We start from the raw sequence: 22,768 nt of genomic DNA on the forward strand, positions 1-22,768 counted from the left end.
CGCTAAGAGACCGGGCATCCGTCCAGCCGCAGCGACAGTTCTGTCGACGCACGGCTCAGCTGCACCGGAAAGGCTTGTGTGTCACCGTTACTCGCGATGACGAGCGTATGTCTGCCGTCGACCGGGCCGACGAGGTGGTAGTAGCCGTCCGCGCTTGACCGCCCTTGCGCCACTTGACGACCGGCGCTGTCGATCAGCGTGAGTTTGGCGTCGGCAAGCGGCGCGGCGTCGACGCCACGCAAGTGGCCGTACAGCACATTGCCCTCGGCCGCCTCGACGATTTCCTCGGCGGCCTCATCACTCTCGTGTTCGGAGGGCACGTGAGCCTTGGCCACCAGACCGTGCGCGGTGGCGAGCACCGGCAGGCCGAGGAACACCGCGCCTCCCGCAAGGTAAAACAGCGCGGCCTGACCGTAGTGAGCGGCCACGATCCCGCCCAGCCAGGGCGCGAGACCGGCGCCGATAAACCGCACGAAGCTGTAAGCGGCAGACGCCGTCGGTCTCGGCACCGGTGACACCTGCATGACCGTGCTCGTCACCAGCGTGTTGTTCATTCCGATGAAGGCGCCGCTGGCTATCACGCAAGCGATCACCACGGGCGGCCGGGCGATCCACACTCCGATCGCCACCAAGTCCAGGGACATCAAGAACAGGGTCAGATAAAGCGAGCGGGCGGTGCCGATGCGCCGCTGCGCCCACGGCGCGCAAAAGACGGCAAACACCGCGACCAGCAGCCCCCAGCCGAAAAACACCAATCCCAGTTCATGCACGCCGATCTTCATCGGATACGGCGAATAGCTCATGACGATGAAGAAGCCCGAGTTGTACAACAGGGCGGCGACGGCGACGGTCGAAAGACCGCGATGGCGTAGCGCGTTGATCGGGTCTGCGATCCGCGTCCGCTCGGCCGGGAGCGGAGCCGGCGCAACCAACGTGATCACGCAGATGAGGGCGACCCCCATGAGCGCGGCTACCCCGAAAAACGGCCCACGCCAACTGATCCCGCCAAGTGCGGCACCCACCATCGGCCCCATCGCGATACCGACACCGAGCGCGGCCTCGTAGAGCACGATCGCGCCCGCGAAGCCGCCGCTGGCCGCGCCCACGATGACCGCCAGCGAGGTGGCAATGAACAGCGCGTTGCCCAGACCCCACCCGGCCCGAAAGCCTATGATTCCGTTCACTCCACCCGCGGCTCCCGCAAGGGCACTGAACACCACGATGATGACCAACCCGACGACAAGCGTCAGCTTGGCGCCGATCCTGGAGGACACCCAGCCGGTGATCAGCATCGCCACCGCGGTGACCAGCAGGTAACTGGTGAACAGCAGCGAGATCTGCTCGGGCGTCGCATGCAGCCGGCTGGCCATCGTCGGCAAGATCGGATCCACGAGACCGATGCCCATGAACGAGATCACACACGCGAAGGCGACGGCCCACACCGATCTCGGCTGACGTAGAAAGCCGGGCCCCCCGCGGGTTTTCGTCAACGCCATCCTCCTTCACGCCATGCGCGGGCAGAGATTTCGACAAGGAAAATTAGATAGGAACCCTATCAAAATGGGAATGGTGACGCCTGCCACACTGGCTCGGCGCAGGGGTAATAATGACGGTCATGGCAGACAGAACCGTGCGCGGGGGGCAAGAGCGAAGCCGGATCAAAACGCTCACCCAGGCCGCGCTGAACGCGGACAAGACGGTGGAGCAGGTCGAAGACGTCCTCGACGGTTTGAGCACCACCATGAAGGAGCTCAGCAGTTCCCTGTCCAGCCTGAACGCCACGGTGGAACGCCTGGAGGCCGGTCTGGACCATCTGGACGGCACCATGGCGAGCCTGGACGACCTGGCCAAGCGGCTGATCACGCTTGTCGAGCCGGTGGAGGCCATCGTCGCCCGGATCGAGGAGATGGTGAAGGTGGGCGAGACGATGATGTCTCCGCTGGCGATTACCGAGCACGCCGTGCGCGGCTTTGTGGACAGGCTGCGCAACCGGACCATCCTTTAGCCACGTCGGTAGGATCCACGATGGCCACGTTGCTGCTGCACCACTCCGCGTTCGCCGCCCATCGGACGGCTCCCGGCCATCCCGAGCGGCCGGACCGCTACCGCGCGGTCGAGGCGGCGCTGAGCCGGCCGCAGTTCGACGCCCTGGTGCGCGAGGAGGCCGAGCCGGCCGACCTCGCGACGACGCGGTACGTGCACTCCAATCGCTACGTGGATGCGCTGGAAGCCGCGCGGCCCGACGACGGCTACGTCTACCTCGACGGCGGCGACACGATGATGGAGCCGTCCACCTGGGAGACGGCGCTGTGCGGGGTGGGCGCCACGCTGCAGGCCGTGGACCGGGTGCTGGCCGGTGACGCGCAGAACGCGTTCGTCGCGTGCCGCCCGCCGGGCCATCACGCCGAGACCGAGCGGGCCATGGGCTTCTGCCTGTTCAACAACATCAGCATCGGCGCGCGTCACGCACAGCGCAAACACGGGCTGACGCGGGTCGCCATCGTCGATTTCGACGTTCACCACGGCAACGGCACCCAGCAGATCTTCTACTCCGACCCCAGTGTGCTCTATGCGTCCACGCATCAGATGCCGCTGTTTCCCGGGACCGGCGCGGTGCGAGAAACCGGTGCCGGCAACATCTTCAATTCGCCGCTGGCGCCCGGCGACGGCGGCGCCGAATTGCGCGCGGCCTTTCAGGATCGGATACTGCCAGCGCTGCAACGATTTTCGCCTGAGCTGATCATCGTGTCCGCGGGTTTCGATGCCCACGAACGCGATCCGCTCGGCTCGCTGACCATGACGGCCGACGACTTCGCCTGGGTAACCAGGGAATTGATGACGACGGCCGAAAGACTGTGCGACGGCCGGATGGTGGCGGTGCTCGAAGGGGGCTACGACCTGCAGGCCCTCACCGATTCGGTCACCGCGCACGTCGGCGAGCTGCTGAAGGGCTGAGGCTAACTCGCCTTCTGGTGCATCTCGGGATACGGGCCGCCGACCGGTGTCGCGGCCCCCAGGATTTCGTTGATGGCAACGATGTCGCCCTCGGAGAGCGTGACGTCGGCCGCGCGCGAGCTTTCCTGCAGGTACCGCAGGTGCTGGGCCCCGACGATGGCGACGTGCACACCCGGCTGCGCGATGGCCCGCGCGATGGCCAGCTGGCTGATCGTTATACCCAGCCCGGCGGCCAGCCCCTCAAGGCGCGCAACGACTTCCAGGTTGCGCAGGTAGCCGTCGCCGCTGAAGATGTCGCTCTTGCCGCGCCAGTCCTGGGCGGCGAAACTGGTGTCGGCCTTCATCGTCCCGGTCAGCAGGCCGTGCGCCAGCGGCCCGTACACCATCACCCCGATGTCATGCTCGCGCGCATACGGCAGCAGCTCGTCCTCGATATCGCGGCGGAACAGGTGATAGGGCGGCTGCACCACTTCCACCGGCAGCGTCCCGGAAAACTCGCGCACCTGCGCGGTGTCGTAGTTCGACACACCCACGTGGCGAATCTTGCCTTCCGACACCAGTTCTGCGAGTGCCCCGGCCGTGTCGGCGGCCGGGGTGTTGGGGTCGGGCCAGTGCACCAGGTAGACGTCGATGTGGTCGATGCCCAGCGCGGTCAGGCTGGATTCCACGCCTTCGCGCAGCCATTTGCGGCTGCCGTCGCGAACCAGGCCGTTGTCGGTGGCACGCAGGCCGCCCTTGGTGGCGATCACCACCTCGTCCCGGGACTTCTTGAGGTCGTCACGAAGGGCCTTGCCCAGCAGGCGTTCGGACGCGCCGAACCCGTATTGCTGCGCGGTGTCGAAGAAATTGATGCCAAGCTCGCGGGCGCTGCGGATCATGGTGATCGCGGCCTCCTCGTCGGCATGGCCCCAGTCACTGCAAAATTCCCAGGTACCGAACGCCAACCGGGAAACCTCGAGCCCCGTCTTGCCGAATGCGATGGTCTTCAATGCCAACCTCCCGTTGCATAGACGTCCACTGCGTATGCGGCCGGTGCGGCCGAGCCCCCGAACCCAACCATAACCAGGCCGATGCGGTGGCCCGCAACGTCAATGCTCAGCGCGGGAAGTAACGGCTGTCGTTGTCGACCGAATCGAAGATGTCCAGCGCGTGCTGGAACGGCCCGGACGTGATGCGCTGATCGGTCGCATACGAGTGGTCGAGCTGGAACACGACGCACAGCAGCACACCCAGCAGAACGGCGACCGTGCCGGACACGATGACATGGCCGACGGTGTTGCCCATCCGCAGGAAGCCGGTAAACGCAACCAGCACAACCGCACCGAAGATCAGGCCCGCCCACATCAGCGGGGGTATCCGCGGCTTGGTGCCCACGATCCGCTCGTTACGGTCGGACGCCAGCTCGCTCAATTGGTTGAGGAATTGCTGATTGATCGGCTTCGCCGCGACGTTGGGCTGCTGGCGCCCGACGGTGCGATACATCCGGGTGATCGCGGCGCGTGCGCCGTCGTTACGCTGCCTGTTCCACTCCGGGCCCGCCACCGCGCTCGCGTACTTGCGCAACAGCTGCTGAACCTCGGTGCGCTCCGGTTCGGGCATCGCGACGGTCTGCCGGTACATCGTCGTCAGCGCCGACGCCTCGCCGGACACGACGACCTGGGTGGACGAGAAGTGTTCCCAGGTGGCCACCACGGTGAAGCCCAGCAGCGCGCCGTAGATGAACCCGACGACGGTGAGGAACGAGCCGATCGCCGGGTTCGGCTCCTTCCCATAGCGCTGCATCGGCAGGATGCGGTTTCCCAACCAGATGGAGCCCACCGCGATGGCGATCGCCACCGCCACGACCGAAGCCAGAAAGAGCCACAGGGGTAGTCCGGATCCGCTCACTGGTCTCCTCGGTCGACGTCGCGTCAATCAGGGTATTCGCGAGGGGGCCGGCCCGGGGAGGCGAATCGCCGGTTATCAGCCGCTGTTTCGCAGCGCACTGGCGAGCCCGTTCATGGTCAGCAAAATGCCGCGCTGCACCAATTCGTCGTCGTCGCCGGATCGGTAGCGGCGCAGCAACTCCACCTGCAGGTGATTCAGCGGCTCGAGGTACGGGAAGCGGTTGAACACCGACCGCGCCAGCGCCGGGTTGTCGGCCAGCAGGTTGTCCTGCCCGGTGATGAGCTTGTGCATGGCGATGGTGCGCCGGTGCTCGTCGACGATCTTGTCGAACACCCGGTGCCGCAACTGCTCGTCGTCCACCAGCTCGGCGTAGCGCGCCGCCAGGCCAAGGTCGCTCTTGGCCAGCACCTGGGCCAGATTCGACAGCACGCTGCGGAAAAACGGCCAGCGCTGGTACAACTCGTGCAGGATCTCGACCCGCTCGCTTTCACTCTCCGGGCCCGCCGCGATCCACTGCTCGAACGCCGAGCCGGTGCCGTACCAGCCGGGCAGCATCACCCGCGACTGGCTCCACGCCAGCACCCATGGGATGGCGCGCAGATCCGAGATGGACTGCGTGGGTTTGCGTGAGGTGGGCCGGCTGCCGATGTTCAGCGAGCCGATCTCGCTGACCGGCGTGGAGGCCATGAAATAGTCGACGAAACCCGGTGTCTCGTGCACCAATTCGGCATAGGCGCGCTGCGCCAGCACGGCCACCTCGTCGAGCACCGCATAGGCCGGCTCCGCGGCGTCGCCCAATCCCTCCACATCCAGTAGCGTCGATTCCAGCGTGGCGGCCACCAGGCTCTCCAGGTTGCGTTGCGCTGCTTGCGGTTCGGCGTACTTCGCGGCGATCACCTCGCCCTGCTCGGTGAGCCGCAGCGAGCCGTTCACCGCGCCCGGCGGCTGCGCCAGGATGGCCTCGTAGCTGGGGCCGCCGCCGCGGCCGACGGTGCCGCCACGACCGTGAAAGAGCCGCAACCGGATTCCGGTCTTGCGCGCCACCTCGACCAGGGCCAGCTCGGCCCGGTACACCGCCCAGCTAGAGGCGAGATATCCGCCGTCCTTGTTGGAGTCGGAGTAGCCGAGCATCACTTCCTGGCTGTCGTCGCGCGCGGCCACCAGGGCGCGGTAGATCGGGAGTTCGAGCATCGCGTGCAGGATCGTCGCGCCGTTGTGCAGATCGTCGATGGTCTCGAACAGCGGCGAGATGCCCACCGGGCAGTACGGCGCATCCCCGGACGCGTCGATCAGGCCCGCCTCCTTGAGCAGGATCGCGGCTTCGAGCACGTCGGAGACCGAACGGCACATGGAGATCACGTAATTCGGCACGGCGGACGGCCCATAGCGCTCGATGGCGTGCGCGGCCGCGCGCACCACGCCCAGCTCTGTGTGCGCCAGCTCGGACAGTCCCCCACACGCGGGCGGTACCCCCACCGCGCGGTCGCCGACCAGCGGTCGGCGGGTGGCCAGCTCGGCGGCCAGCAGCTCGATCCGCTCCTCTTCGGGCAGCGAACCGTAATCCGGATGCACCCCCGCCCACGCCAGCAGCTCGGCGACCACTTCCTCGTGCACGTCGGAGTTCTGCCGCATGTCCAGGCCGCACAGATGAAACCCGAAGACCCGCACGCCTTCTCGCAGCAACGCCAGGCGGTCGTCGGCCAGCAGCGCGCTGCCGTGCGCGCGCAGCGACGCGTCGATGGTGTCGAGGTCGGCCTGCACCTCGGTCGGGGCGGCGTACGGCGTCAAACCCAGGTCCAGCTCGTGCTGCGGTCGCCGGTCCAGGATCCGGGCGCCGGTCGCGGTGAGCCGGGCGCGGATCACCCGCACCGCGCGCCGGTAGGGCTCGTCGGCGCGGGCCTTCTCCCCGCAGCCCTCGGCCAGCTCGGCCAGCTCGGGGGTGACCGCGACCAGGCGCGCCGACATCGACAGCTCCTGTTCCAGGGCGGTCAGTTCGGCCAGGTAGTGCGCCAGCGCGGTGAACGCGGCGTTGCCGGTGGCCTGGCGCACCACGTCGGCCGTCACGTTCGGATTGCCGTCGCGGTCGCCGCCGATCCAGGACCCGGGCTGCAGGATCGGCTGGTTCAGCAGGTCGGCGTCGGGCCAACGGGTCCGCAGCGCGTCGCGCACCCCAGCGTTGACCTGCGGAACCACCCGGAAGAACGCGGCGGCGTAGTAGCGCAGCCCCACCTCGATCTCGTCGGTGATCTGCAGCCGGGACAACCGGATCAGCGCGGTCTGCCACAGCGTGAGGACCTGGCGGCGCAGCTCGAGTTCGATGTTGCGGCCCTCGTCGGTCTCCTGGTGCCCCTCGGCGTGCAGCCGCATCAGCTCGGTGATCCGGTGCTGGGTGACGAAGACGGTGCGCCGGCGGGTCTCGGTGGGGTGCGCGGTGATCACCGGGGCCACCACCGCGCCTTTCAGCGCGTCGGCGACGGTGGCCGAATCCAGTTGCGCCCGGTCGAGTTTGGCGTAGGTCGCGGCCAGGCTGCTGTCCTGCGGCGCCTCGCCGGCGGCGACGTGAATCGCCCGGCGGCGTTCCCGGTGGATGTCTTCGGCGACGTTGGCGAGCAGGGCGAAGTGGCTGAACGCGCGGATGACCGGGATCGCCTGGCGGATGTCGATGCCGGCGAACATCCGCGCCAGCTCGGCACGGTCGATCTCGGAGCGGCGCACCCGGAACGATTCCACCCGGGCCCGCTCGACGAGCTCGAACACCTCGTCCCCGTTCTGCTCGCGCACCGTGTCGCCCAGGATGGCGCCCAACAGCCTGATGTCGGCCCGCATCGGTTCGGTCGCCTCACGACCGACCAGGGTGCGCTGTACGGCGCCGATCGGTTCCAGCGTGCCCTCGGATGCCTCAACCATGGGACCCAGTATCGACGCGGATGCCCGCGCCCGCCCGTCGGGGACCACCCCCGGCCGCGAATCACCATGGCGCCCAGCGAGTCAGATCAGCGTGATTCGACAGGAATGACCAGCCGAACAACCGTGTTGGTTGCGGACATGTCCACCGGAATCATTCTCATGGCCCGTCCCGATGCCCCCAACCTGGTCGACGACGTGATAGCTCAGGCCACACGCGCCCACGAGCTCGGGGTCGCGCAGGTGTGGTTGCCCCAGCAGCAGAACTACGACGCCATCACGCTCGCCGCGCTCGTCGGGGCCGCCGTGCCCGGGCTGGGCGTGGGCACCTCGGTGGTGCCGATCAATCCCCGCCACCCGCTGATCGTCGCCTCGTTGGCGCAAACGGCGCAGGCCGCCGCGCACGGCAACTTCAGCCTGGGACTGGGACTTGGCGCCCGCCAGGTGGAACGCCCGGCCTTCGGTACCGACTTCCCCAACACCATCACCCGGCTGCGCGAGCACCTGACGATCCTGGCGTCGGTGTTCGACAGCGGCGGCGTCGACTTTCACGGCAGCGAACTGCACGCCAGCCCGACCTGGCCGGTGCGGGTGCCCGGCGGCACACCGATCCCGGTGTATGTGGCGGCGATGGGCCCCAAGGCACTGCGCGTCACCGGCGAACTGGCCGACGGGACACTGCCCTACCTGGCCGGGCCCCGCACCATCGGAGAATTCATCGTGCCCGAAATCACCAAGGCGGCGGCCGAGGCGGGCCGCCCGGCACCGCGCGTCATCGCCGCGGTGCCCGTGCTGTTGTCCGACGATGTCGAGGCCGCTCGCAGCACCGCCGCCCAGCAGCTGAGCTTTTATGAGGCCATACCGTCGTACCGCAACGTGATCGCCCGGGAAAGCCTCGCCAGCGTCGTCGACCTCGCCGCGATCGGGCCCGAGGAGTCCGTGGCGCGCCAGTTGCGCCGCTACCGTGACGCCGGAGCCACCGACATCGTGCTCAGCCCGCTGGACCGCTCCGACTCGGTCGATCGCGAAGCACTATGGAGACTCGCCGCCGCGCTGTGAACGGCGCGGGACACGCGCGCCGTCAGCGATATTTGATCAGCAGCGCCATGCCGACGATGCACACCAGCCAGATGGCGGTGATGAAGTACGTCAGCCGGTCCAGGTTCTTTTCCACCACCGTGGAGCCGGACAGGCTGGACTGCACGCCGCCACCGAACAGCGTGGACAGGCCGCCACCCTTGGCGCGGTGCAGCAGCACCAGCAGCACCACCAGGATGCTGGTGACGACCAGGGTGATCTGCAAAGCCAACTGCATGACGGCCAGCCTACCGGGGCGGGGTCGTTCTCAGGGCAGCGGCCCGCCGGCGGCGATCGCCGCCAGCGTGGCAAACTGCTCGCCGTCCAGGGACGCGCCGCCGACCAGGCCGCCGTCGATGTCGTCGCGGGCGATCAGCTCGCCGATGTTCTTCGCGTTCACCGAGCCGCCGTAGAGGACCCGCACCGAGTCGGCGACCTCTGACGAGGCGAGGGACGCCAGTTGCTTGCGGATCGCCGCGCACACCTCCTGGGCGTCGCCCGCGCTGGCCACCCGCCCGGTGCCGATGGCCCAGACCGGTTCGTAGGCGACGACGACCTTGCCGATCTGTTCGGCCGACAGCCCGGCCAGCGAGCCGCGCAGCTGCTCCTCGCAGTGGCCGACGTGGTTTCCCGCCTCGCGCACCTCGAGGTGCTCGCCGATGCAGACGATCGGGGTCAGTTCGTGCTTGAGCGCCGCCGCGGCCTTGGCGGCCACCACCGCGTCGTCCTCGTGGTGGTAGGTCCGGCGCTCGGAGTGCCCGACGACGACGAACGTGCAACCCAGCTTGGCCAGGAAGGCGCCGCTGATGTCGCCGGTGTAGGCGCCCGAGTCGTGCTCGGACAGGTCCTGCCCGCCGTAGCTCAACCGCAGCTTGTCGCCGTCGACCAGGGTTTGCACGCTACGCAGATCCGTGAACGGCGGCAGGACCGTGACGTCCACTTTGTCGTAGTACTTGTCCGGCAGCGCGAACGCGATCTTCTGCACCAGCGCGATGGCCTCGAAGTGGTTGAGGTTCATCTTCCAGTTGCCGGCGATCAGCGGTTTGCGGCTCACGGCTCAGGGCCTCCCTAGTTGTGGTCGGGCTGGGGTCGGCTCAACACCTCGATACCCGGAAGCGTCTTGCCCTCAAGGTATTCCAGCGACGCTCCCCCACCGGTGGAGATGTGCGAGAAGTCGCCCTCGGGGATGCTCAGCGCGCGCACCGCGGCCGCGGAGTCTCCGCCGCCCACCACGCTGAACGCGCCCTTGCCGGTGGCCGCGGCGATCGCCTCGGCGACGCCCTTGGTGCCCGCGGCGAACGCCGGGAACTCGAACACGCCCATCGGCCCGTTCCAGAAGACGGTCTCGGCGTTGGACAGCAGCGTGGTGAACCGCTTGACCGAGCCCGGCCCGATGTCCAGGCCCATCAGGTCGTCCGGGATGGCGTCGGCCGCGACGGTCCGCGGGGTCGCGTCGGCGGCGAACTTGTCGGCGGCCACGATGTCCACCGGCAGCCGCAGCACGTCGACGTAGGTGTCCAGCAGCCGGCGGCAGGTGTCCACCATCTCGGTCTCCAGCAGCGACTTACCAACCGAAAATCCTTGGGCGGCAAGGAAGGTGAAGCACATGCCGCCGCCGATCACGATGCTGTCGGCCTTGGTGGCCAGCGACTCGATGACGCCGAGCTTGTCGGACACCTTCGACCCGCCCAGCACCACCGCGTATGGGCGCTTGGTGGAGCTGGTCAACTGTTCCAGCACCGCGATCTCCTCGGCCACCAGCGTGCCGGCGTAGTGCGGCAGCAGGGTGGCGATGTCGTACACGGAGGCCTGCTTGCGGTGCACCACGCCGAAGCCGTCGGAGACGAAAGCACCTGTCGGCCCGACCAATTCGGCCAGTTGCCTGGCCAGCGCCAACCGCTCACCGTCGTCCTTGCTGGTTTCGCGGGCGTCGAAGCGGATGTTCTCCAGCAGCAGGACGTCGCCGTCGGTCAGTCCCTCGGCGCGCGCCAGCGCGTCGGTGCCCACGACGTCGCCGGCCAGCTGCACGTGCCGGCCGAGCTGCTCACCGAGCGCCGCGGCAACCGGCGCCAGCGAGAGCTTCGGGTCGGGCCCGCCCTTGGGCCGCCCCAGGTGCGCGGCGATCACCACCTTGGCGCCCGCGTCGACCAACGCCTTCAGCGTCGGCACCGAGGCGGTGATGCGGCCGGCGTCGGTGATCTTGCCTTGCGAACCGGACCAGTCGAGCGGCACGTTCAGATCGGAGCGCACCAGCACGCCGCGTCCGGAAACCCCTTCGGCGAGCAGGTCTTTGAGGTCGTGGACGGCCACGGTTTACAGCGACTTGCCGACCAGGGCGACCAGGTCGACGAGGCGGTTGGAGTAGCCCCATTCGTTGTCGTACCAGGACACCACCTTGGCCTGGTCGTCGATCACCTTGGTCAGGCCGGAGTCGAAGATCGAGCTGTGCGGGTCGGTGACGATGTCGCTGGACACGATCGGCGCGTCGTAGTACTTCAGGATGCCCTTCATGGGTCCCTCGGCGGCGGCCTTCATCGCGGCGTTGATCTCGTCGGCGGTGGCGGACTTCTTCAGCTCGGCGGTGAGGTCGGTGACCGAGCCGGTGGGGATCGGCACCCGCAGCGCGTACCCGTCCAGCTTGCCCTTCAGCTCCGGCAGCACCAGGCCGATGGCCTTGGCGGCGCCGGTGGAGGTCGGCACGATGTTCAGCGCGGCGGCGCGGGCCCGGCGCAGGTCCTTGTGCGGCCCGTCCTGCAGGTTCTGGTCCTGGGTGTAGGCGTGGATGGTGGTCATCAGGCCCTTGACGATGCCGAATTCGTCGTTGAGCACCTTGGCGATCGGGCCGAGGCAGTTCGTGGTGCACGAGGCGTTGGAAATGATGTTCTGGCTGCCGTCGTACTTGTCGTCGTTGACGCCCAGCACGATGGTGATGTCCTCGTCGGTGGCGGGCGCGGAGATGATCACCTTCTTGGCGCCGGCGTCCAGGTGGCCCTTGGCCTTGGCGGCGTTGGTGAAGATGCCGGTGGACTCGACGACGACGTCGACGCCCAGGTCGCCCCAGGGCAGCGCCGCCGGGCCTTCCTTGACCTCGAGCGCCTTGATCTTCTTGCTGCCGACGACGATGGTGTCGTCACCCTCGAGGCTGACGTCGTGGGGAAGGCGGCCCAGGATGGAGTCGAACTTCAGCAGGTGCGCCAGGCTGGCGTTGTCGGTGAGGTCGTTGACCGCGACCACCTCGATGTCGGCGGTGCCTTGCTCCTGTTGAGCCAGCAAGGCCCGGTAGAAGTTCCGCCCGATGCGACCGAAGCCGTTGATACCTACTCGGACCGTCACTTGTCTCTCCTGTCGTCTTTCTTTCCTGTGTCCGCTGATCTGCGCTCGTCGCCAGCCTAGATCAGTGAGGTCCGCCGTTGCCGCGCTGGTACAACGGCCGTGACGTCGGCCACACGGGTCACGACCTATCGGTGACGTCCGCGGGCCCAGCGCAGCGCCGCCTCGGCGGCGTAGTAGCCACACAGGCCGTGGATGCCGGCTCCCGGCGGCGTGGATTGCGAACACAGATAGACGCCCGGCACGCCGGTCGCGTACGGGTTGACCGAGACGCGCGGCCGCAGGATGACCTGGAGGCCGTCGTTGGCGCCGCCGAGGATGTCGCCGCCGATGTAGTTGGCGTTGTAGGCCTCTAATTCTGCGGTGCTTTTGCTGACGGTTGCCACGACGCGGTCGCGGAATCCGGGGGCAAAGCGCTCGATCTGGTCGATGACGGCCGCGGTGGCGTCGCCGGTGTAGCCGAACGGCACGTGCGCGTAGGCCCAGATCGGGTTGATGCCGCCCGCCGAGCGCGACGGGTCGGCCAGGTACTGCTGCCCGACCAGCACGAACGGCCGCCGCACCATCGTGCCTTGCGCGCGTTGGCGTTCCGTGTCGGCGATCTCGGCGAAGCCGCCGCCGAGGTGCACGCTGCCCGCGCGCCTGCAGTCGAGGTTGGTCCAGGGGATGTCGCCCTGGATCGCGAAGTCGACCTTGAACGCCGAGGAACCCTGGCGGTGGCGCCGGTAGGAGCGTTTGATGTGGCCGGGCATGGCGTCGCCGTAGAGCCGCAGCGCGGCGGCGGGACTCAGGTCGAGCATGACGATGTCGGCGTCGGGGATGTCGCGGCGGCCGGTGACGGTCACCCCCGTGGCGATGGCGCCACCGTGCGCCTCCACGGCCGCGGCCAGGGCCCGGGTGATCGACCCGGAACCGCCCTCGGCGACCGGCCACCCGTAGCGGTGCCCGCTGGCCAGGAAGAGCAGCCCCATGGATGCGGTCAGCGGGCGGTCCAGCCGGGTATAGATATGCGCGGCAGCGCCGCCGAACAGCGCGCGGGCCTGCTCGGTGCGAAACCAGCGGGCCAGCACCGTGGCCGGCAGGAGCGCGCGCGGCCCGAAACCGGCCAGGCGCACCGGGTGGCGCGGGATGTGCAGCACGGGACGGAGCAGGTCCTGCGCCAGCTGATCGAATCCGGCGGCGAGGTCCCCGACGGCGCGCCGCCACCGGGTGGCGTCGGGTCCCATGCCCGCCGTCGTCCGATCGATCGACTGGTACAGGACGCCGGCGGTGCCGTCGTCGAGCGGATGCGCGCAGTCGATCTCCGGCCACTTCCAGACCAGCCCGTAGCTCGGCAGGTCGATCTCGCTCCAGAACGGCGAACCGACGCCGAACGGGTGGGTGGCCGAGCAGACGTCGTGGATCACGCCGGGCACCGTCAGCTCGGCCGAGCGCGCTCCCCCGCCGACGGTGTCGCGGGCCTCCAGCACCTGCACGTCGACCCCGCGGCGGGCGAGCTGGATCGCCGCGGCCAGGCCGTTGGGTCCGGCGCCGACGACGACCGCTCGGGTCATCGGGCGGCGCGCCGGGTCGTCCGCGGCGATCGCAAGCGCGGCGGGTCGCCGCGATCGATGACGTGCACGGGGTAGTCGTCGCCGGGCTCGGGCCAGGGCTGGCGGCTCAGCATGCCAGCGACGTCGACGTAGCCCTCTTCGATCAGGCCGGTCTTCGCGTCGACGATGCGGTAGGCCTGCGTCTGGCGGTGGATCGGCTGGGCCTCCAGGATGATCACCCGCACGTCGCCCTCGTCGAAGTCGCAGCGCCGCTGCACGGCCGCAAGCAGCTGTTCGTTGTGCAGGTGGCCTTCGCCGAAGTTCCACCCGATCAGCGGCCCGGCGATGATCTCGCCGTCGCGCAACAGGTAGTCGGCCTCGTCGGCGCCGGCGGGCAAGGCGCGCGGCACCAGCCCGCCCAGCGTCCGCCCGTGCGTGTGCATGGATCGCCACGCCATCAACTTGTCGATCATGAGCTCGGCGGTCTGCGGATCGTAAAGCCGGGCAAGCTGATTGGGCGCCAGCGCCGACGCCTTGGTGATGTTCGCCTCGATCCTGTCCTCGACGCCCTTACGTAGACACCAGGTGCTGGTGGCCCAGTTGCCCGCGTAGTAGCGCATTGCCGGCAGGAACGAAATCTGTTGCGGGAAGAGGTTTCCCACAATCGGCACCACCGCAAGCGCGACGATCAGGATGATCAGCAGCAGCGGCGAGCTCAGCCCGGCGGCCGTGACGCCGGCGTAGTGCCCGAACAGGTAGAACAGCGAAAAGATGAAGAAGACGTTCCACTCCAGGGGGACACCCATCGGGATGGTGGACGTGATGTTGAGGTGGAACAGCACCATGAAGGCGATCAGGAACCACGCCCAGCGGTGACCGTCGGCGACGAACACCAGAACCAGCGGCACCAGGAACTCCGCCGTCGTCCCGCCGACGTGGGCCATGATCTTCGGGATCCACGAGGGTCGCAGGTCGTCGACCGGGTCGAGGTAGAGCCGGCGCTTGAACCAATTGAAGGCCCGGCCGCGCAGCAGTGGGCTGTTGCTCATCATGACCGCGACGACGTACGGGAAGTGGTGGTTGAGCTTGGACGTCGCCGCGCCCCACCACAGCGCCAACATAATGATCTTGAACGCGGCGATCTGATCGGTGAACCCGAAGAAGAACACCAGCAGGGTCAGCCCGTAGTGCTCGCCGCGCGCCGCCAGGAACACGGTCTTGTCCCGCAGGCCCAGCAGCGCGAGCGCGACGATGGCGGGAACCACCAGCCGGGGATCGATCAGGCCGACGTCGCCGGCCGCGGTGACGGGGCCGGCCCGCCCCGGGGAGAGCAGCGCCCAGACGCCGGAGGCCAGCACCACGAGGTACAGAGCGACGTCGACGACGGTGCGGCGGTCCCCACGGGTGAACGGAACCTTGTCCGGCCACGCTGGCAACCGAATGGTGTTGGGCCGCAACCAATACAGGAAGCCGCCGAACGGCGGCCAGAACCGCGCGGTCAGCGGCCCCGACCCGCAGCCCAGGCCCAGGATCTCGAACAGCAGCGTGAAGACGACCAGCTTCTGGTACACGATCGGCTGCGTCCACCAGTCGGCGATGTGGTTCAACCCGCCCAGGCCGGGCGTCAGGGAGATCACCGCGGCGGCGCCGGCGGCGTACCCGGCGATCTTGAAGACGTAGAACAGATAAACGGCGTACGGGGAGCCGAAGCCGTGTTCGACCCAGTGCCGGCTCATGATCTGGCGCCTGGTCGACCGCGGCAGGCTCAGCCACGTCTGCGGGTCGACGTCGGGAAACTCCGGAGCCATGAATCCCATGGGCGGCCTCGTTCCTATCTAGAAACCAGCTGGCCCATTGAATGTATCGGCAGAGGCTATCCGCCAGTTAGTTGACGACGAAATCCGCTGCGGCGACGGGTGATTCAGCGTAGGGCGGGCCGGCGAACCGCGGGGCGCGCCTGAGCCGCACCCGGTGCCGGTGCTTGGCGGACAAACCGCCGGCGCAGCTTGTCGAGTAGGGCGTCCAGCGTCCGCCGGTCCTGCTCGGCGATGCGCACCAGGCGGCGCAGGTCCGCCACCGCATCGAAGTCGCCCTTGGCCTCCGCCGTGCCGATCTTGCGCTGATACTCCTCGATGCGCTGATCGATGAAGCCGCGCCGACCCGCCAGCAGCCGCACGAAGTAGTCGGCCTGCTGGTGGTCCGCGCTGTCCGGGGCGAGCGCGTCGACGACCGGTGCAGGCCGGGTCGGTTCTTGGCTGCGACGAACGGTCTCGGTGCTGGGCGCACCGGTGTGGGAACGCCGTCCGCGCCGGTCCCGGGTGCTGGCCGACCTGCGGGTAGCGCCCGAGCGTGCGCCGCGCTCGGGTGACAGACCCGCTACGTCCATCGCGTCCCCATTTCTCGAGGATTACTTAGGGCGCCGTAACAATAGCGCCCCGGCGGGGGCCGCACCACATACCTGGACGAAATGGGGTGAAACACCCTGACAGCAACGAGGGTCCGGTCGCTACCATCGAGGGACTCGACTCGGCCTCGCAAACCTCAAGCGGCCTCGTGCGAGTGTCAAGGGAGGAACGTGACCGACAACGGCAACCCCAACGGCGGGGACATCGGCAAATTCGACCCCGGCTTGACCCAGCGCCTGATGGCGGTGATGCGCCCGGTCCTGAAAACCTACTTCCGGTCCGAGGTGCACGGCCTGGAGACGTTCCCGCCCGGCGGGGCCCTGGTGGTGGGCAACCACTCCGGCGGCATGTTCCCCATGGACGTCCCCATCTTCAGCGTCCACTTCTACGACAAGCTCGGCTACGACCGGCCGGTCTACACGCTGAGCCACGACATCCTGATGACCGGCCCCACCGCTGACTTCTTCCGGCGCACCGGATACATCCGGGCCAACCGGGAGAACGCGTCCGCGGCGTTGCGGTCCGGCGGCGTGGTGATCGTGTTCCCCGGCGGCGATTACGACGCCTACCGGCCAACCCTGTCGGAGAACGTCATCGACTTCAACGGCCGCAAGGGATACATCCGCACGGCGATCGAGGCGGGCGTGCCGATCGTGCCCGCTGTGTCCATCGGCGGCCAGGAGACCCAGCTCTACCTGACCCGCGGCACCTGGCTGGCCGAGCGGCTGGGCATTAAACGCTTGCTGCGCAGCGCGATTCTGCCGTTGTCGTTCGGCTTCCCGTTCGGCCTGAGCGCGGTCATCCCGCCGAACCTGCCGCTGCCGACCAAGATCGTGACGCAGGTACTGGAGCCCATTGACATCGCCCAGCAGTTCGGTGATGACCCGGACGCCGACGAGGTCGACGAGTACGTGCGGTCGGTGATGCAGGAGGCCCTGACCGAGCTCGCCGCCAAGCGTCGCTTCCCGATTCTGGGCTGAGCCGTGCCGAACCCGTTGAGCGAGACCCTCGGCATAGTCACCACGCTGAGCCGCGCCGGCATGATCGCGCCGATGCGCCCCGACCGCTACCTGAAGATGGCCGCAGCCATGCGCCGCGAGGGCATGGGCATGACGGTCGGCTTCGCCAGTGCGGCGCAGCGCTGCCCGGATCGTCCCGGGCTGATCGACGAACGCGGCACGCTGACGTGGCGCGCGCTCGACGAGCACATCAACGCGTTCGGCGCCGCGCTGCAACAGCTGCCCACGGGTCAACCCAAGGTCGTGGGCATCATGTGCCGCAATCACCGCGGCTTCGTCGAGGCGGTGGTGGCCGTCAACCGCATCGGTTCGGACGTCGTGCTGCTCAACACGTCGTTCGCCGGGCCCGCGCTGGCCGAGGTGGTCAACCGCGAGGGCGTCGACGCGGTGGTGTACGACGAGGAATTCACCCCAACGGTGGACCGTGCGCTGGCCGACAGGCCGGACGCCACCCGCATCGTGGCGTGGACGGACGGGGAACACGTTCGCACCGTCGAGAAGCTGATCGCCGCTCACGCCGGGCAGCGGCCGCAGCGCTCCGGCCGCAAGGGCCGGATGATCCTGCTCACCTCCGGCACCACCGGAACGCCCAAGGGCGCCAACCAAACCGGCGGCAACGCCGGAATCGGCACGCTCAAGGCGATTCTGGACCGCACGCCGTGGCGGGCTGAGGAGAACATCGTGATCGTGGCGCCGATGTTCCACGCCTGGGGCTTCTCACAGTTGATCTTCGCCGCGTCCATGGCCTGCACCGTGATCACCCGGCGCAAGTTCGATCCCGAGGCCACGCTGGACCTCATCGACCGGCACAAGGCCACCGGGCTTGCCGTGGTGCCGGTGATGTTCGACCGCATCATGGAGCTGCCCGCCGAAGTGCGGCGCCGCTACAGCGGCCGGTCCCTGAGATTCGCCGCGGCGTCGGGGTCGCGGATGCGGCCCGACGTGGTCATCGCATTCATGGACGCGTTCGGCGACGTGATCTACAACAACTACAACGCCACCGAGGCCGGCATGATCGCGACGGCCACCCCGCAGGACCTGCGCGCGGCACCCGACACCGCCGGCCGGCCCGCGGGGGGAACCGAAATCCGGATCCTGGACCCGGAATTCAATGAACTGCCCACCGGTGAGGTCGGCAGCATCTACGTACGCAACAACACTCAGTTCGACGGCTACACCTCGGGCAGCACCAAGGACTTCCACGCCGGCTTCATGTCGTCGGGCGACCTGGGCTACCTGGACGAGTCGGGGCGCCTGTTCGTGGTCGGCCGCGACGACGAGATGATCGTGTCCGGCGGCGAGAATGTGTACCCGATCGAGGTGGAGAAGATTCTGGCGGCACATCCCGACGTGGCGGAGGCATCGGTGATCGGCGTGGACGACGAACAATACGGACAGCGGCTGGCGGCCTTCGTGGTGCTCGAGCCCGGCGCCGCACTCGACGCGGGTGCCGCGCCCGAGGCGCTCAAGCAGCACGTGCGGGAGAACCTGGCCAACTACAAGATCCCCCGCGAGATCGCCGTGCTGGACGAGCTTCCCCGCAGCAGCACCGGCAAGATCCTGCGCGCCGAGCTGCAAGCGCGGGTGACCGGCTGATGCGGCTGGCCCGGACCATCAGAAAACCCCGGCCGCTCGCCCGGGCCGCGCTCGAATTGGCCAACGCCGCCAACGGTTTACGCCCGTTGGCCCGCAAGGGCTACACCACCGTGCTGGTCTTCTGGTTCGGCTGGCCGGCCTCCGAGGTGCCCGGCGTCTACTTCTCCGCTTCGCTGCTCGACGCGCTGCGGCGGGGCGGCCGCGGCGACTTCGCGGGGCGGCGCGGCAAGGCCGCCCTTGCCCTGACAGCGGCGTCCTGGGCCATTCTGGGCGTGATCAAGTATCGCGGCGTCACCACTCCCGGACCCGTGCTGGAGGCCGGTCTGCGCGACCAGCTGGGCGACGACTACGAAGAAGCGCTGAGCAAGCTGCCGCAGAGCACGCCGACACGCAGCGGGCGGCGCACCCTGCCACTGGGCAACACCGTGGCGCGCCGGCGCTACGTCGAGAAGACCAACGTGGTGTCCTACGGTCCGCACGGCCGCGCCAACCTCGCCGACATCTGGCGCCGCCACGACCTGCCCCGCGACGGCAAGGCGCCGGTGCTGCTGCAGGTCCCCGGCGGCGCCTGGGTGATCGGAATGCGCCGCCCCCAGGCTTATCCGCTGATGAGCCACCTGGCCGCGCGGGGCTGGGTGTGCGTGTCGATCGGCTACCGGGTGTCGCCGCGGCACACCTGGCCCGACCACATCGTCGACGTCAAGCGCGCGCTGGCCTGGGTCAAGGAGAACATCTCCCGCTACGGCGGCGACCCGAACTTCGTGGCCATCACCGGCGGATCCGCCGGCGGCCACCTGTGTTCGCTGGCGGCGCTGAGCGCAGGAGACCCGAAATTCCAGCCCGGATTCGAGGATGCCGACACCTCGGTGGTCGCCGCGGTGCCGGTGTACGGGCGCTACGACTGGTTCTCCACCGAGGGCGAGGGCCGGCGCGAATTCGTGGACCTGCTCCAAAAGTTCGTCGTGAAAAAGAAATTCGCCACCCACCGCGACATCTACGTCGACGCGTCCCCGATCCGGCGGCTGCGCGCCGACGCACCGCCGTTCTTCGTCCTACACGGCCACGACGATTCGCTGATCCCGGTCGGCGAGGCCGAAGAGTTCGTCGAGGAGCTGCGCGCGGTGTCCAAAAACCCGGTCGCCTACGCCGAATTGCCGCACGCACAACACGCTTTCGACATCTTCAGTTCCCCCCGGGCGCATCGGTCCGCGGAGGCCGTCGCGCGGTTCCTGTCGTGGGTGTATGCCACGAATCCGCCCGAGCGCGACTAAGTCTCATCTGGCTGTGCCTCTGACGAGCGTCACGCTAGCGCGGCCCAGGCGCGCGTGCGTCACGCTGGCGTGACTGGTTGTGGATAGACGGCCCCAGCTGACGTGACGATAGGTGCCCACTATGCGACGCTGCCGCGATGGCGCAGCCATTCATCGGCAGTGAGGCCGTCGCGAACGGAGAGGTCGTCAAGAGCGCTCTGCGCACCCACTACATGAAGTTGCTGCGCGATGTCTACGTCAACCCCGATGCCGAGCTGACTCCACTCGTTCGCGCCCGCGCGGGATGGCTGTGGTCGCGCCGGCGAGGCATAGTCGCGGGGCTCTCGGCTGCCGCTGTTCACGGTGCCGAATGGGTCGATGTCACCGCGCCACTTGACCTTCTGCATACCAACAGAAACCCGTCGCCGGGATTGCGAATCCACAGTGACCGGATAGAAGACGATGCAGTAAGTCTGATCAGCGGCGTACCCGTGACGACGCCGGCCCGGACCGCGGTCGACTTGGGATGCTGGTATCCGCTTCACGACGCCGTGGCCGCGATCGACGACCTGCTGCGCGTGACCGACTGCAAGGTGGCTGAGGCTCAGTCGCTCGCCGAGCGGTATCCGGGCAGACGCGGAATTCAGTCGGCGCGCAACGCGATCGGACTCGCGGATGCCGGCGCGCAATCGCCTAGGGAAACGTGGCTGCGACTGTTACTCACACGGGCGGGCTTGCCAAGAGCACAAACGCAGATCCCGGTTAGCGACGAGTTCGGCGACATAACTTACTACCTCGATATGGGCTGGGAGGATCTAAAGGTCGCTGTCGAGTACGACGGCGAGCAACACCGGCGAAATCGCCGACAATACACGTGGGATATCAGGCGGCGTGAAACCCTTGAGCGCTTGGGCTGGATTGTCATTCGAGTCGTTGTGGGGGATCGACCCGCCGAAATCGTCAGCCGGGTACGAGGCGCCTTCGCGCGGCGAGTGTCGCGCTAGCGTGACGCTCGCCTGCGGCGGTCACGCTAGCGTGACCCTCGCCCAAAGACGCTCGCCGCTAGCTCGTTTCGCGCGCGGCGGCCTTCTCCAGATCGGTCAACGCCGGCTCGATCCGATCGGCCATGTCGTCGATGTCGTTGGCCACCTCGGGGGTGGTCACGAAACCGAAGTCCAGGTAATCGGTGTAGGAGAAGCAGGTGATGTTGAGCGCGACGTCCATCACCGGCGGCCCCAACGGCACCAGCGAATCCAGTTTGGCGCCGGCCATGTACAGCGGGAACGGCGGACCGGGGACATTGGACACAACCAGGTTGATGGGAGCCAGGTTTCGCGACAGCCCGCTGGCCGTGTAGGCCCGCGCGGCGAGCCCCAACAACCCCGGCGGCGTGGTCTCGGTCAGCCCCATGATCTGATGCGCCGACAACGCCTTGGCCATCAGCTTGGCGTTCTGGGTGCTTTCGTGGATGGCCCGCAGCCGCTCCCCCGGATCGTCGACATCGGTGGCCAACGAGACCGTCATCGAGCTCACCTGGTTGCCGACATCGTCCTTGTTCTCGTCGGTGCGAGTCGACACCGGGATCTGGGCGATCAGCGGTTTGGCGGGCAGCTCGCCGCGCTTCTGCAAGTAGTCGCGGACCGCGCCGGCCACCAACGCGAGCACGACGTCGTTGAGCTTGACGCCGTACGCGTCCTTGATGACTTTGGCGCGGGCGAGTTCGACGCGGCAGCCGGTGATGCGCCGGTGCGGCGAGACCGGTGCGTTGAAGCGGGTTTTGGGCGCCTCGAAGTATCGCGGCGGCCTGCTGCGCACCCCCAGCGTGGCGATCTGCTGACGCACGGTCTGCTCCACCAGCCGCGCGATGCGGAACGGCGTCTTGACACCGACGTTGATCAGCGCGCCCACCGCCCGCCGCTCCAGCCCCGGCAGCTCGAACCCGACCAGCGATCCCACCGTTTCCTGTTGCGGCGCACGCGGTTCCGGCGTGGCGTCCAACAGGATCTCACCCAGCCCGGCGCCCGAGACCCCGTCGACGATGGCGTGGTGCATCTTGGTCAGCGTCGCCATCCGGCCGCCCTCGACGCCCTCGATCACCCACATCTCCCACAGCGGCCGGGAGCGGTCCAGCTTGTAGGACATCAACCGGCCCACCAGCTCCTCGAGCTCGCGGCGCCCGCCCGGCGCGGGAACCCCGATGCGGCGGACGTGGAAGTCGACGTCGAGCTCCTCGTCTTCGACGAACCACGGCCGGTCCAGGCCCAGCGGCGCGCCGGTGACCCGCCAGCGCAACTGCGGCACCTCCGGCAGGCGCTCGATCAATAATTGACGGAGACGTTGAAAGCTGTACTCGGAGGACTCCTTCGGGTCGCAAATCGCCAACGCCCCCACGTGCATGTGCCAGCCCGCAGTTTCTGCAGACCAAAACGCCGCGTCAACACTCGAAAGCCGCTTCATCATCTGACCGTAGCCCCCCAACCCCCGTCGCGACCAGCAATGGCAAACAAACTACCGGTCGGCTCGGCCGGGGAAACGTTGGCGTGGTCGCCGGCCGGAGCGGTTATCTCATTGGCTTCGATCCACGGGAGCCGCTTGGGGACTCGGCGACGTTGGGCGTGGCATTGATCGAGTCCACGCCTGCGGAACCGACAAGACTCCGATTGGCGCCCCGCTACCGAGGCTCGCCCGCGGCGTTGTGTGGTAGCGGCGGCCCCCCCCCGGGCGCGGTTTCCCCCGGTAATGCTGCGGGCCCCGCGCCCTCGAGCGTCACGCTGGCGTGGCGCTCGGCGGCCGGCGTCACGCTGGCGTGGCGC

20 protein-coding genes are annotated in these 22,768 nt (G+C 68.2%); 7 read left to right on the plus strand and 13 right to left on the minus strand.

Annotated elements, in window-relative coordinates; genetic code table 11:
* Nucleotides 1-2: 2 nt before the first annotated feature.
* On the minus strand, nucleotides 3-1,496 hold the full coding sequence (locus ACYQ8K_RS21270) for an MFS transporter (protein WP_459972103.1): 1,494 nt from the start codon (nucleotides 1,494-1,496) through the stop codon (nucleotides 3-5).
* Nucleotides 1,497-1,606: 110 nt separating this feature from the next.
* Between ACYQ8K_RS21270 and ACYQ8K_RS21275 the strand changes: the two genes are divergently transcribed.
* Both ACYQ8K_RS21275 and ACYQ8K_RS21280 read left to right on the plus strand, forming a co-directional pair.
* Nucleotides 1,607-2,005 carry an ATPase gene (locus ACYQ8K_RS21275; RefSeq protein WP_459972105.1) on the plus strand — a complete coding sequence of 133 codons (399 nt, stop codon included), beginning with the start codon at nucleotides 1,607-1,609 and terminating at the stop codon, nucleotides 2,003-2,005.
* Between the two features lie 20 nt (nucleotides 2,006-2,025).
* Nucleotides 2,026-2,955, plus strand: a complete 930-nt coding sequence (locus ACYQ8K_RS21280) for a histone deacetylase family protein (protein ID WP_459972107.1) — start codon at nucleotides 2,026-2,028, stop codon at nucleotides 2,953-2,955.
* A gap of 2 nt (nucleotides 2,956-2,957) precedes the next feature.
* Here ACYQ8K_RS21280 and ACYQ8K_RS21285 read toward each other — a convergent pair whose 3' ends face one another.
* The 3 genes from ACYQ8K_RS21285 to ppc form a co-directional block, all read right to left on the minus strand.
* Nucleotides 2,958-3,944, minus strand: a complete 987-nt coding sequence (locus tag ACYQ8K_RS21285; protein WP_459972109.1) for an aldo/keto reductase — start codon at nucleotides 3,942-3,944, stop codon at nucleotides 2,958-2,960.
* Nucleotides 3,945-4,050: 106 nt separating this feature from the next.
* Nucleotides 4,051-4,842 (minus strand): bestrophin-like domain, encoded by a 792-nt coding sequence (locus tag ACYQ8K_RS21290; protein ID WP_459972111.1) that lies wholly within the window; start codon nucleotides 4,840-4,842, stop codon nucleotides 4,051-4,053.
* A gap of 75 nt (nucleotides 4,843-4,917) precedes the next feature.
* A complete protein-coding gene (ppc, locus tag ACYQ8K_RS21295; protein ID WP_459972113.1) occupies nucleotides 4,918-7,749 on the minus strand; it encodes a phosphoenolpyruvate carboxylase in 2,832 nt (943 codons plus the stop codon).
* 138 nt (nucleotides 7,750-7,887) lie between these two features.
* Between ppc and ACYQ8K_RS21300 the strand changes: the two genes are divergently transcribed.
* A complete protein-coding gene (locus ACYQ8K_RS21300) occupies nucleotides 7,888-8,805 on the plus strand; it encodes an LLM class F420-dependent oxidoreductase (RefSeq protein WP_459972114.1) in 918 nt (305 codons plus the stop codon).
* 22 nt (nucleotides 8,806-8,827) lie between these two features.
* On the opposite strand, the gene secG is transcribed toward ACYQ8K_RS21300, so the two are convergent.
* The 7 genes from secG to ACYQ8K_RS21335 all read right to left on the minus strand — a co-directional run bounded on the left by secG (nucleotide 8,828) and on the right by ACYQ8K_RS21335 (nucleotide 16,071).
* Nucleotides 8,828-9,061 carry a preprotein translocase subunit SecG gene (gene secG / locus ACYQ8K_RS21305; protein ID WP_065027059.1) on the minus strand — a complete coding sequence of 78 codons (234 nt, stop codon included), beginning with the start codon at nucleotides 9,059-9,061 and terminating at the stop codon, nucleotides 8,828-8,830.
* A gap of 30 nt (nucleotides 9,062-9,091) precedes the next feature.
* A complete protein-coding gene (tpiA, locus tag ACYQ8K_RS21310; protein ID WP_459972116.1) occupies nucleotides 9,092-9,877 on the minus strand; it encodes a triose-phosphate isomerase in 786 nt (261 codons plus the stop codon).
* 14 nt (nucleotides 9,878-9,891) lie between these two features.
* Nucleotides 9,892-11,133: a phosphoglycerate kinase gene (locus tag ACYQ8K_RS21315; protein WP_459972118.1), complete on the minus strand. Its 1,242-nt coding sequence runs from the start codon at nucleotides 11,131-11,133 to the stop codon at nucleotides 9,892-9,894.
* Nucleotides 11,134-11,136: 3 nt separating this feature from the next.
* Nucleotides 11,137-12,156: a type I glyceraldehyde-3-phosphate dehydrogenase gene (gene gap, locus ACYQ8K_RS21320; RefSeq protein WP_064950380.1), complete on the minus strand. Its 1,020-nt coding sequence runs from the start codon at nucleotides 12,154-12,156 to the stop codon at nucleotides 11,137-11,139.
* 125 nt (nucleotides 12,157-12,281) lie between these two features.
* Nucleotides 12,282-13,706: a phytoene desaturase family protein gene (locus ACYQ8K_RS21325; RefSeq protein ID WP_459972121.1), complete on the minus strand. Its 1,425-nt coding sequence runs from the start codon at nucleotides 13,704-13,706 to the stop codon at nucleotides 12,282-12,284.
* Nucleotides 13,703-15,502 carry a DUF3556 domain-containing protein gene (locus ACYQ8K_RS21330; protein ID WP_459972123.1) on the minus strand — a complete coding sequence of 600 codons (1,800 nt, stop codon included), beginning with the start codon at nucleotides 15,500-15,502 and terminating at the stop codon, nucleotides 13,703-13,705. Before ACYQ8K_RS21330 ends, ACYQ8K_RS21325 begins: the two co-directional genes overlap by 4 nt.
* A gap of 104 nt (nucleotides 15,503-15,606) precedes the next feature.
* Entirely contained in the window at nucleotides 15,607-16,071 is a 465-nt protein-coding gene (locus ACYQ8K_RS21335) for a hypothetical protein (protein WP_459972124.1), read from the minus strand.
* A 258-nt stretch (nucleotides 16,072-16,329) separates the two neighbouring features.
* Between ACYQ8K_RS21335 and ACYQ8K_RS21340 the strand changes: the two genes are divergently transcribed.
* The 4 genes from ACYQ8K_RS21340 (at nucleotide 16,330) to ACYQ8K_RS21355 (ending at nucleotide 20,959) form a co-directional block, all read left to right on the plus strand.
* Entirely contained in the window at nucleotides 16,330-17,070 is a 741-nt protein-coding gene (locus tag ACYQ8K_RS21340) for a lysophospholipid acyltransferase family protein (protein WP_459972147.1), read from the plus strand.
* A 15-nt stretch (nucleotides 17,071-17,085) separates the two neighbouring features.
* Nucleotides 17,086-18,705 (plus strand): acyl-CoA ligase FadD12, encoded by a 1,620-nt coding sequence (gene fadD12 / locus ACYQ8K_RS21345; RefSeq protein WP_459972148.1) that lies wholly within the window; start codon nucleotides 17,086-17,088, stop codon nucleotides 18,703-18,705.
* A complete protein-coding gene (locus ACYQ8K_RS21350) occupies nucleotides 18,705-19,976 on the plus strand; it encodes an alpha/beta hydrolase (RefSeq protein WP_459972126.1) in 1,272 nt (423 codons plus the stop codon). Before fadD12 ends, ACYQ8K_RS21350 begins: the two co-directional genes overlap by 1 nt.
* Nucleotides 19,977-20,113: 137 nt before the next feature.
* Complete coding sequence (locus ACYQ8K_RS21355; protein WP_459972128.1) at nucleotides 20,114-20,959, plus strand: DUF559 domain-containing protein; 846 nt, start codon at nucleotides 20,114-20,116, stop codon at nucleotides 20,957-20,959.
* 58 nt (nucleotides 20,960-21,017) lie between these two features.
* On the opposite strand, the gene ACYQ8K_RS21360 is transcribed toward ACYQ8K_RS21355, so the two are convergent.
* Nucleotides 21,018-22,412 carry a WS/DGAT/MGAT family O-acyltransferase gene (locus ACYQ8K_RS21360; protein WP_459972130.1) on the minus strand — a complete coding sequence of 465 codons (1,395 nt, stop codon included), beginning with the start codon at nucleotides 22,410-22,412 and terminating at the stop codon, nucleotides 21,018-21,020.
* A 108-nt stretch (nucleotides 22,413-22,520) separates the two neighbouring features.
* Complete coding sequence (locus tag ACYQ8K_RS21365) at nucleotides 22,521-22,607, minus strand: hypothetical protein (RefSeq protein WP_459972150.1); 87 nt, start codon at nucleotides 22,605-22,607, stop codon at nucleotides 22,521-22,523.
* Nucleotides 22,608-22,768: the final 161 nt, after the last annotated feature.

The organism is Mycobacterium sp. MUNTM1 (genome assembly GCF_054660795.1).

Coding starts and splice junctions, on each gene's coding strand:
- ACYQ8K_RS21270 (WP_459972103.1), bottom strand. CDS start 1,496: ATGGCGTTGACGAAAACCCGCGGGGGGCCCGGCTTTCTACGTCAGCCG.
- ACYQ8K_RS21275 (WP_459972105.1), top strand. CDS start 1,607: ATGACGGTCATGGCAGACAGAACCGTGCGCGGGGGGCAAGAGCGAAGC.
- ACYQ8K_RS21280 (WP_459972107.1), top strand. CDS start 2,026: ATGGCCACGTTGCTGCTGCACCACTCCGCGTTCGCCGCCCATCGGACG.
- ppc (WP_459972113.1), bottom strand. CDS start 7,749: ATGGTTGAGGCATCCGAGGGCACGCTGGAACCGATCGGCGCCGTACAG.
- ACYQ8K_RS21300 (WP_459972114.1), top strand. CDS start 7,888: ATGTCCACCGGAATCATTCTCATGGCCCGTCCCGATGCCCCCAACCTG.
- secG (WP_065027059.1), bottom strand. CDS start 9,061: ATGCAGTTGGCTTTGCAGATCACCCTGGTCGTCACCAGCATCCTGGTG.
- ACYQ8K_RS21325 (WP_459972121.1), bottom strand. CDS start 13,706: ATGACCCGAGCGGTCGTCGTCGGCGCCGGACCCAACGGCCTGGCCGCG.
- ACYQ8K_RS21330 (WP_459972123.1), bottom strand. CDS start 15,502: ATGGGATTCATGGCTCCGGAGTTTCCCGACGTCGACCCGCAGACGTGG.
- ACYQ8K_RS21335 (WP_459972124.1), bottom strand. CDS start 16,071: ATGGACGTAGCGGGTCTGTCACCCGAGCGCGGCGCACGCTCGGGCGCT.
- ACYQ8K_RS21340 (WP_459972147.1), top strand. CDS start 16,330: ATGGCGGTGATGCGCCCGGTCCTGAAAACCTACTTCCGGTCCGAGGTG.
- ACYQ8K_RS21350 (WP_459972126.1), top strand. CDS start 18,705: ATGCGGCTGGCCCGGACCATCAGAAAACCCCGGCCGCTCGCCCGGGCC.
- ACYQ8K_RS21355 (WP_459972128.1), top strand. CDS start 20,114: ATGGCGCAGCCATTCATCGGCAGTGAGGCCGTCGCGAACGGAGAGGTC.
- ACYQ8K_RS21360 (WP_459972130.1), bottom strand. CDS start 22,412: ATGAAGCGGCTTTCGAGTGTTGACGCGGCGTTTTGGTCTGCAGAAACT.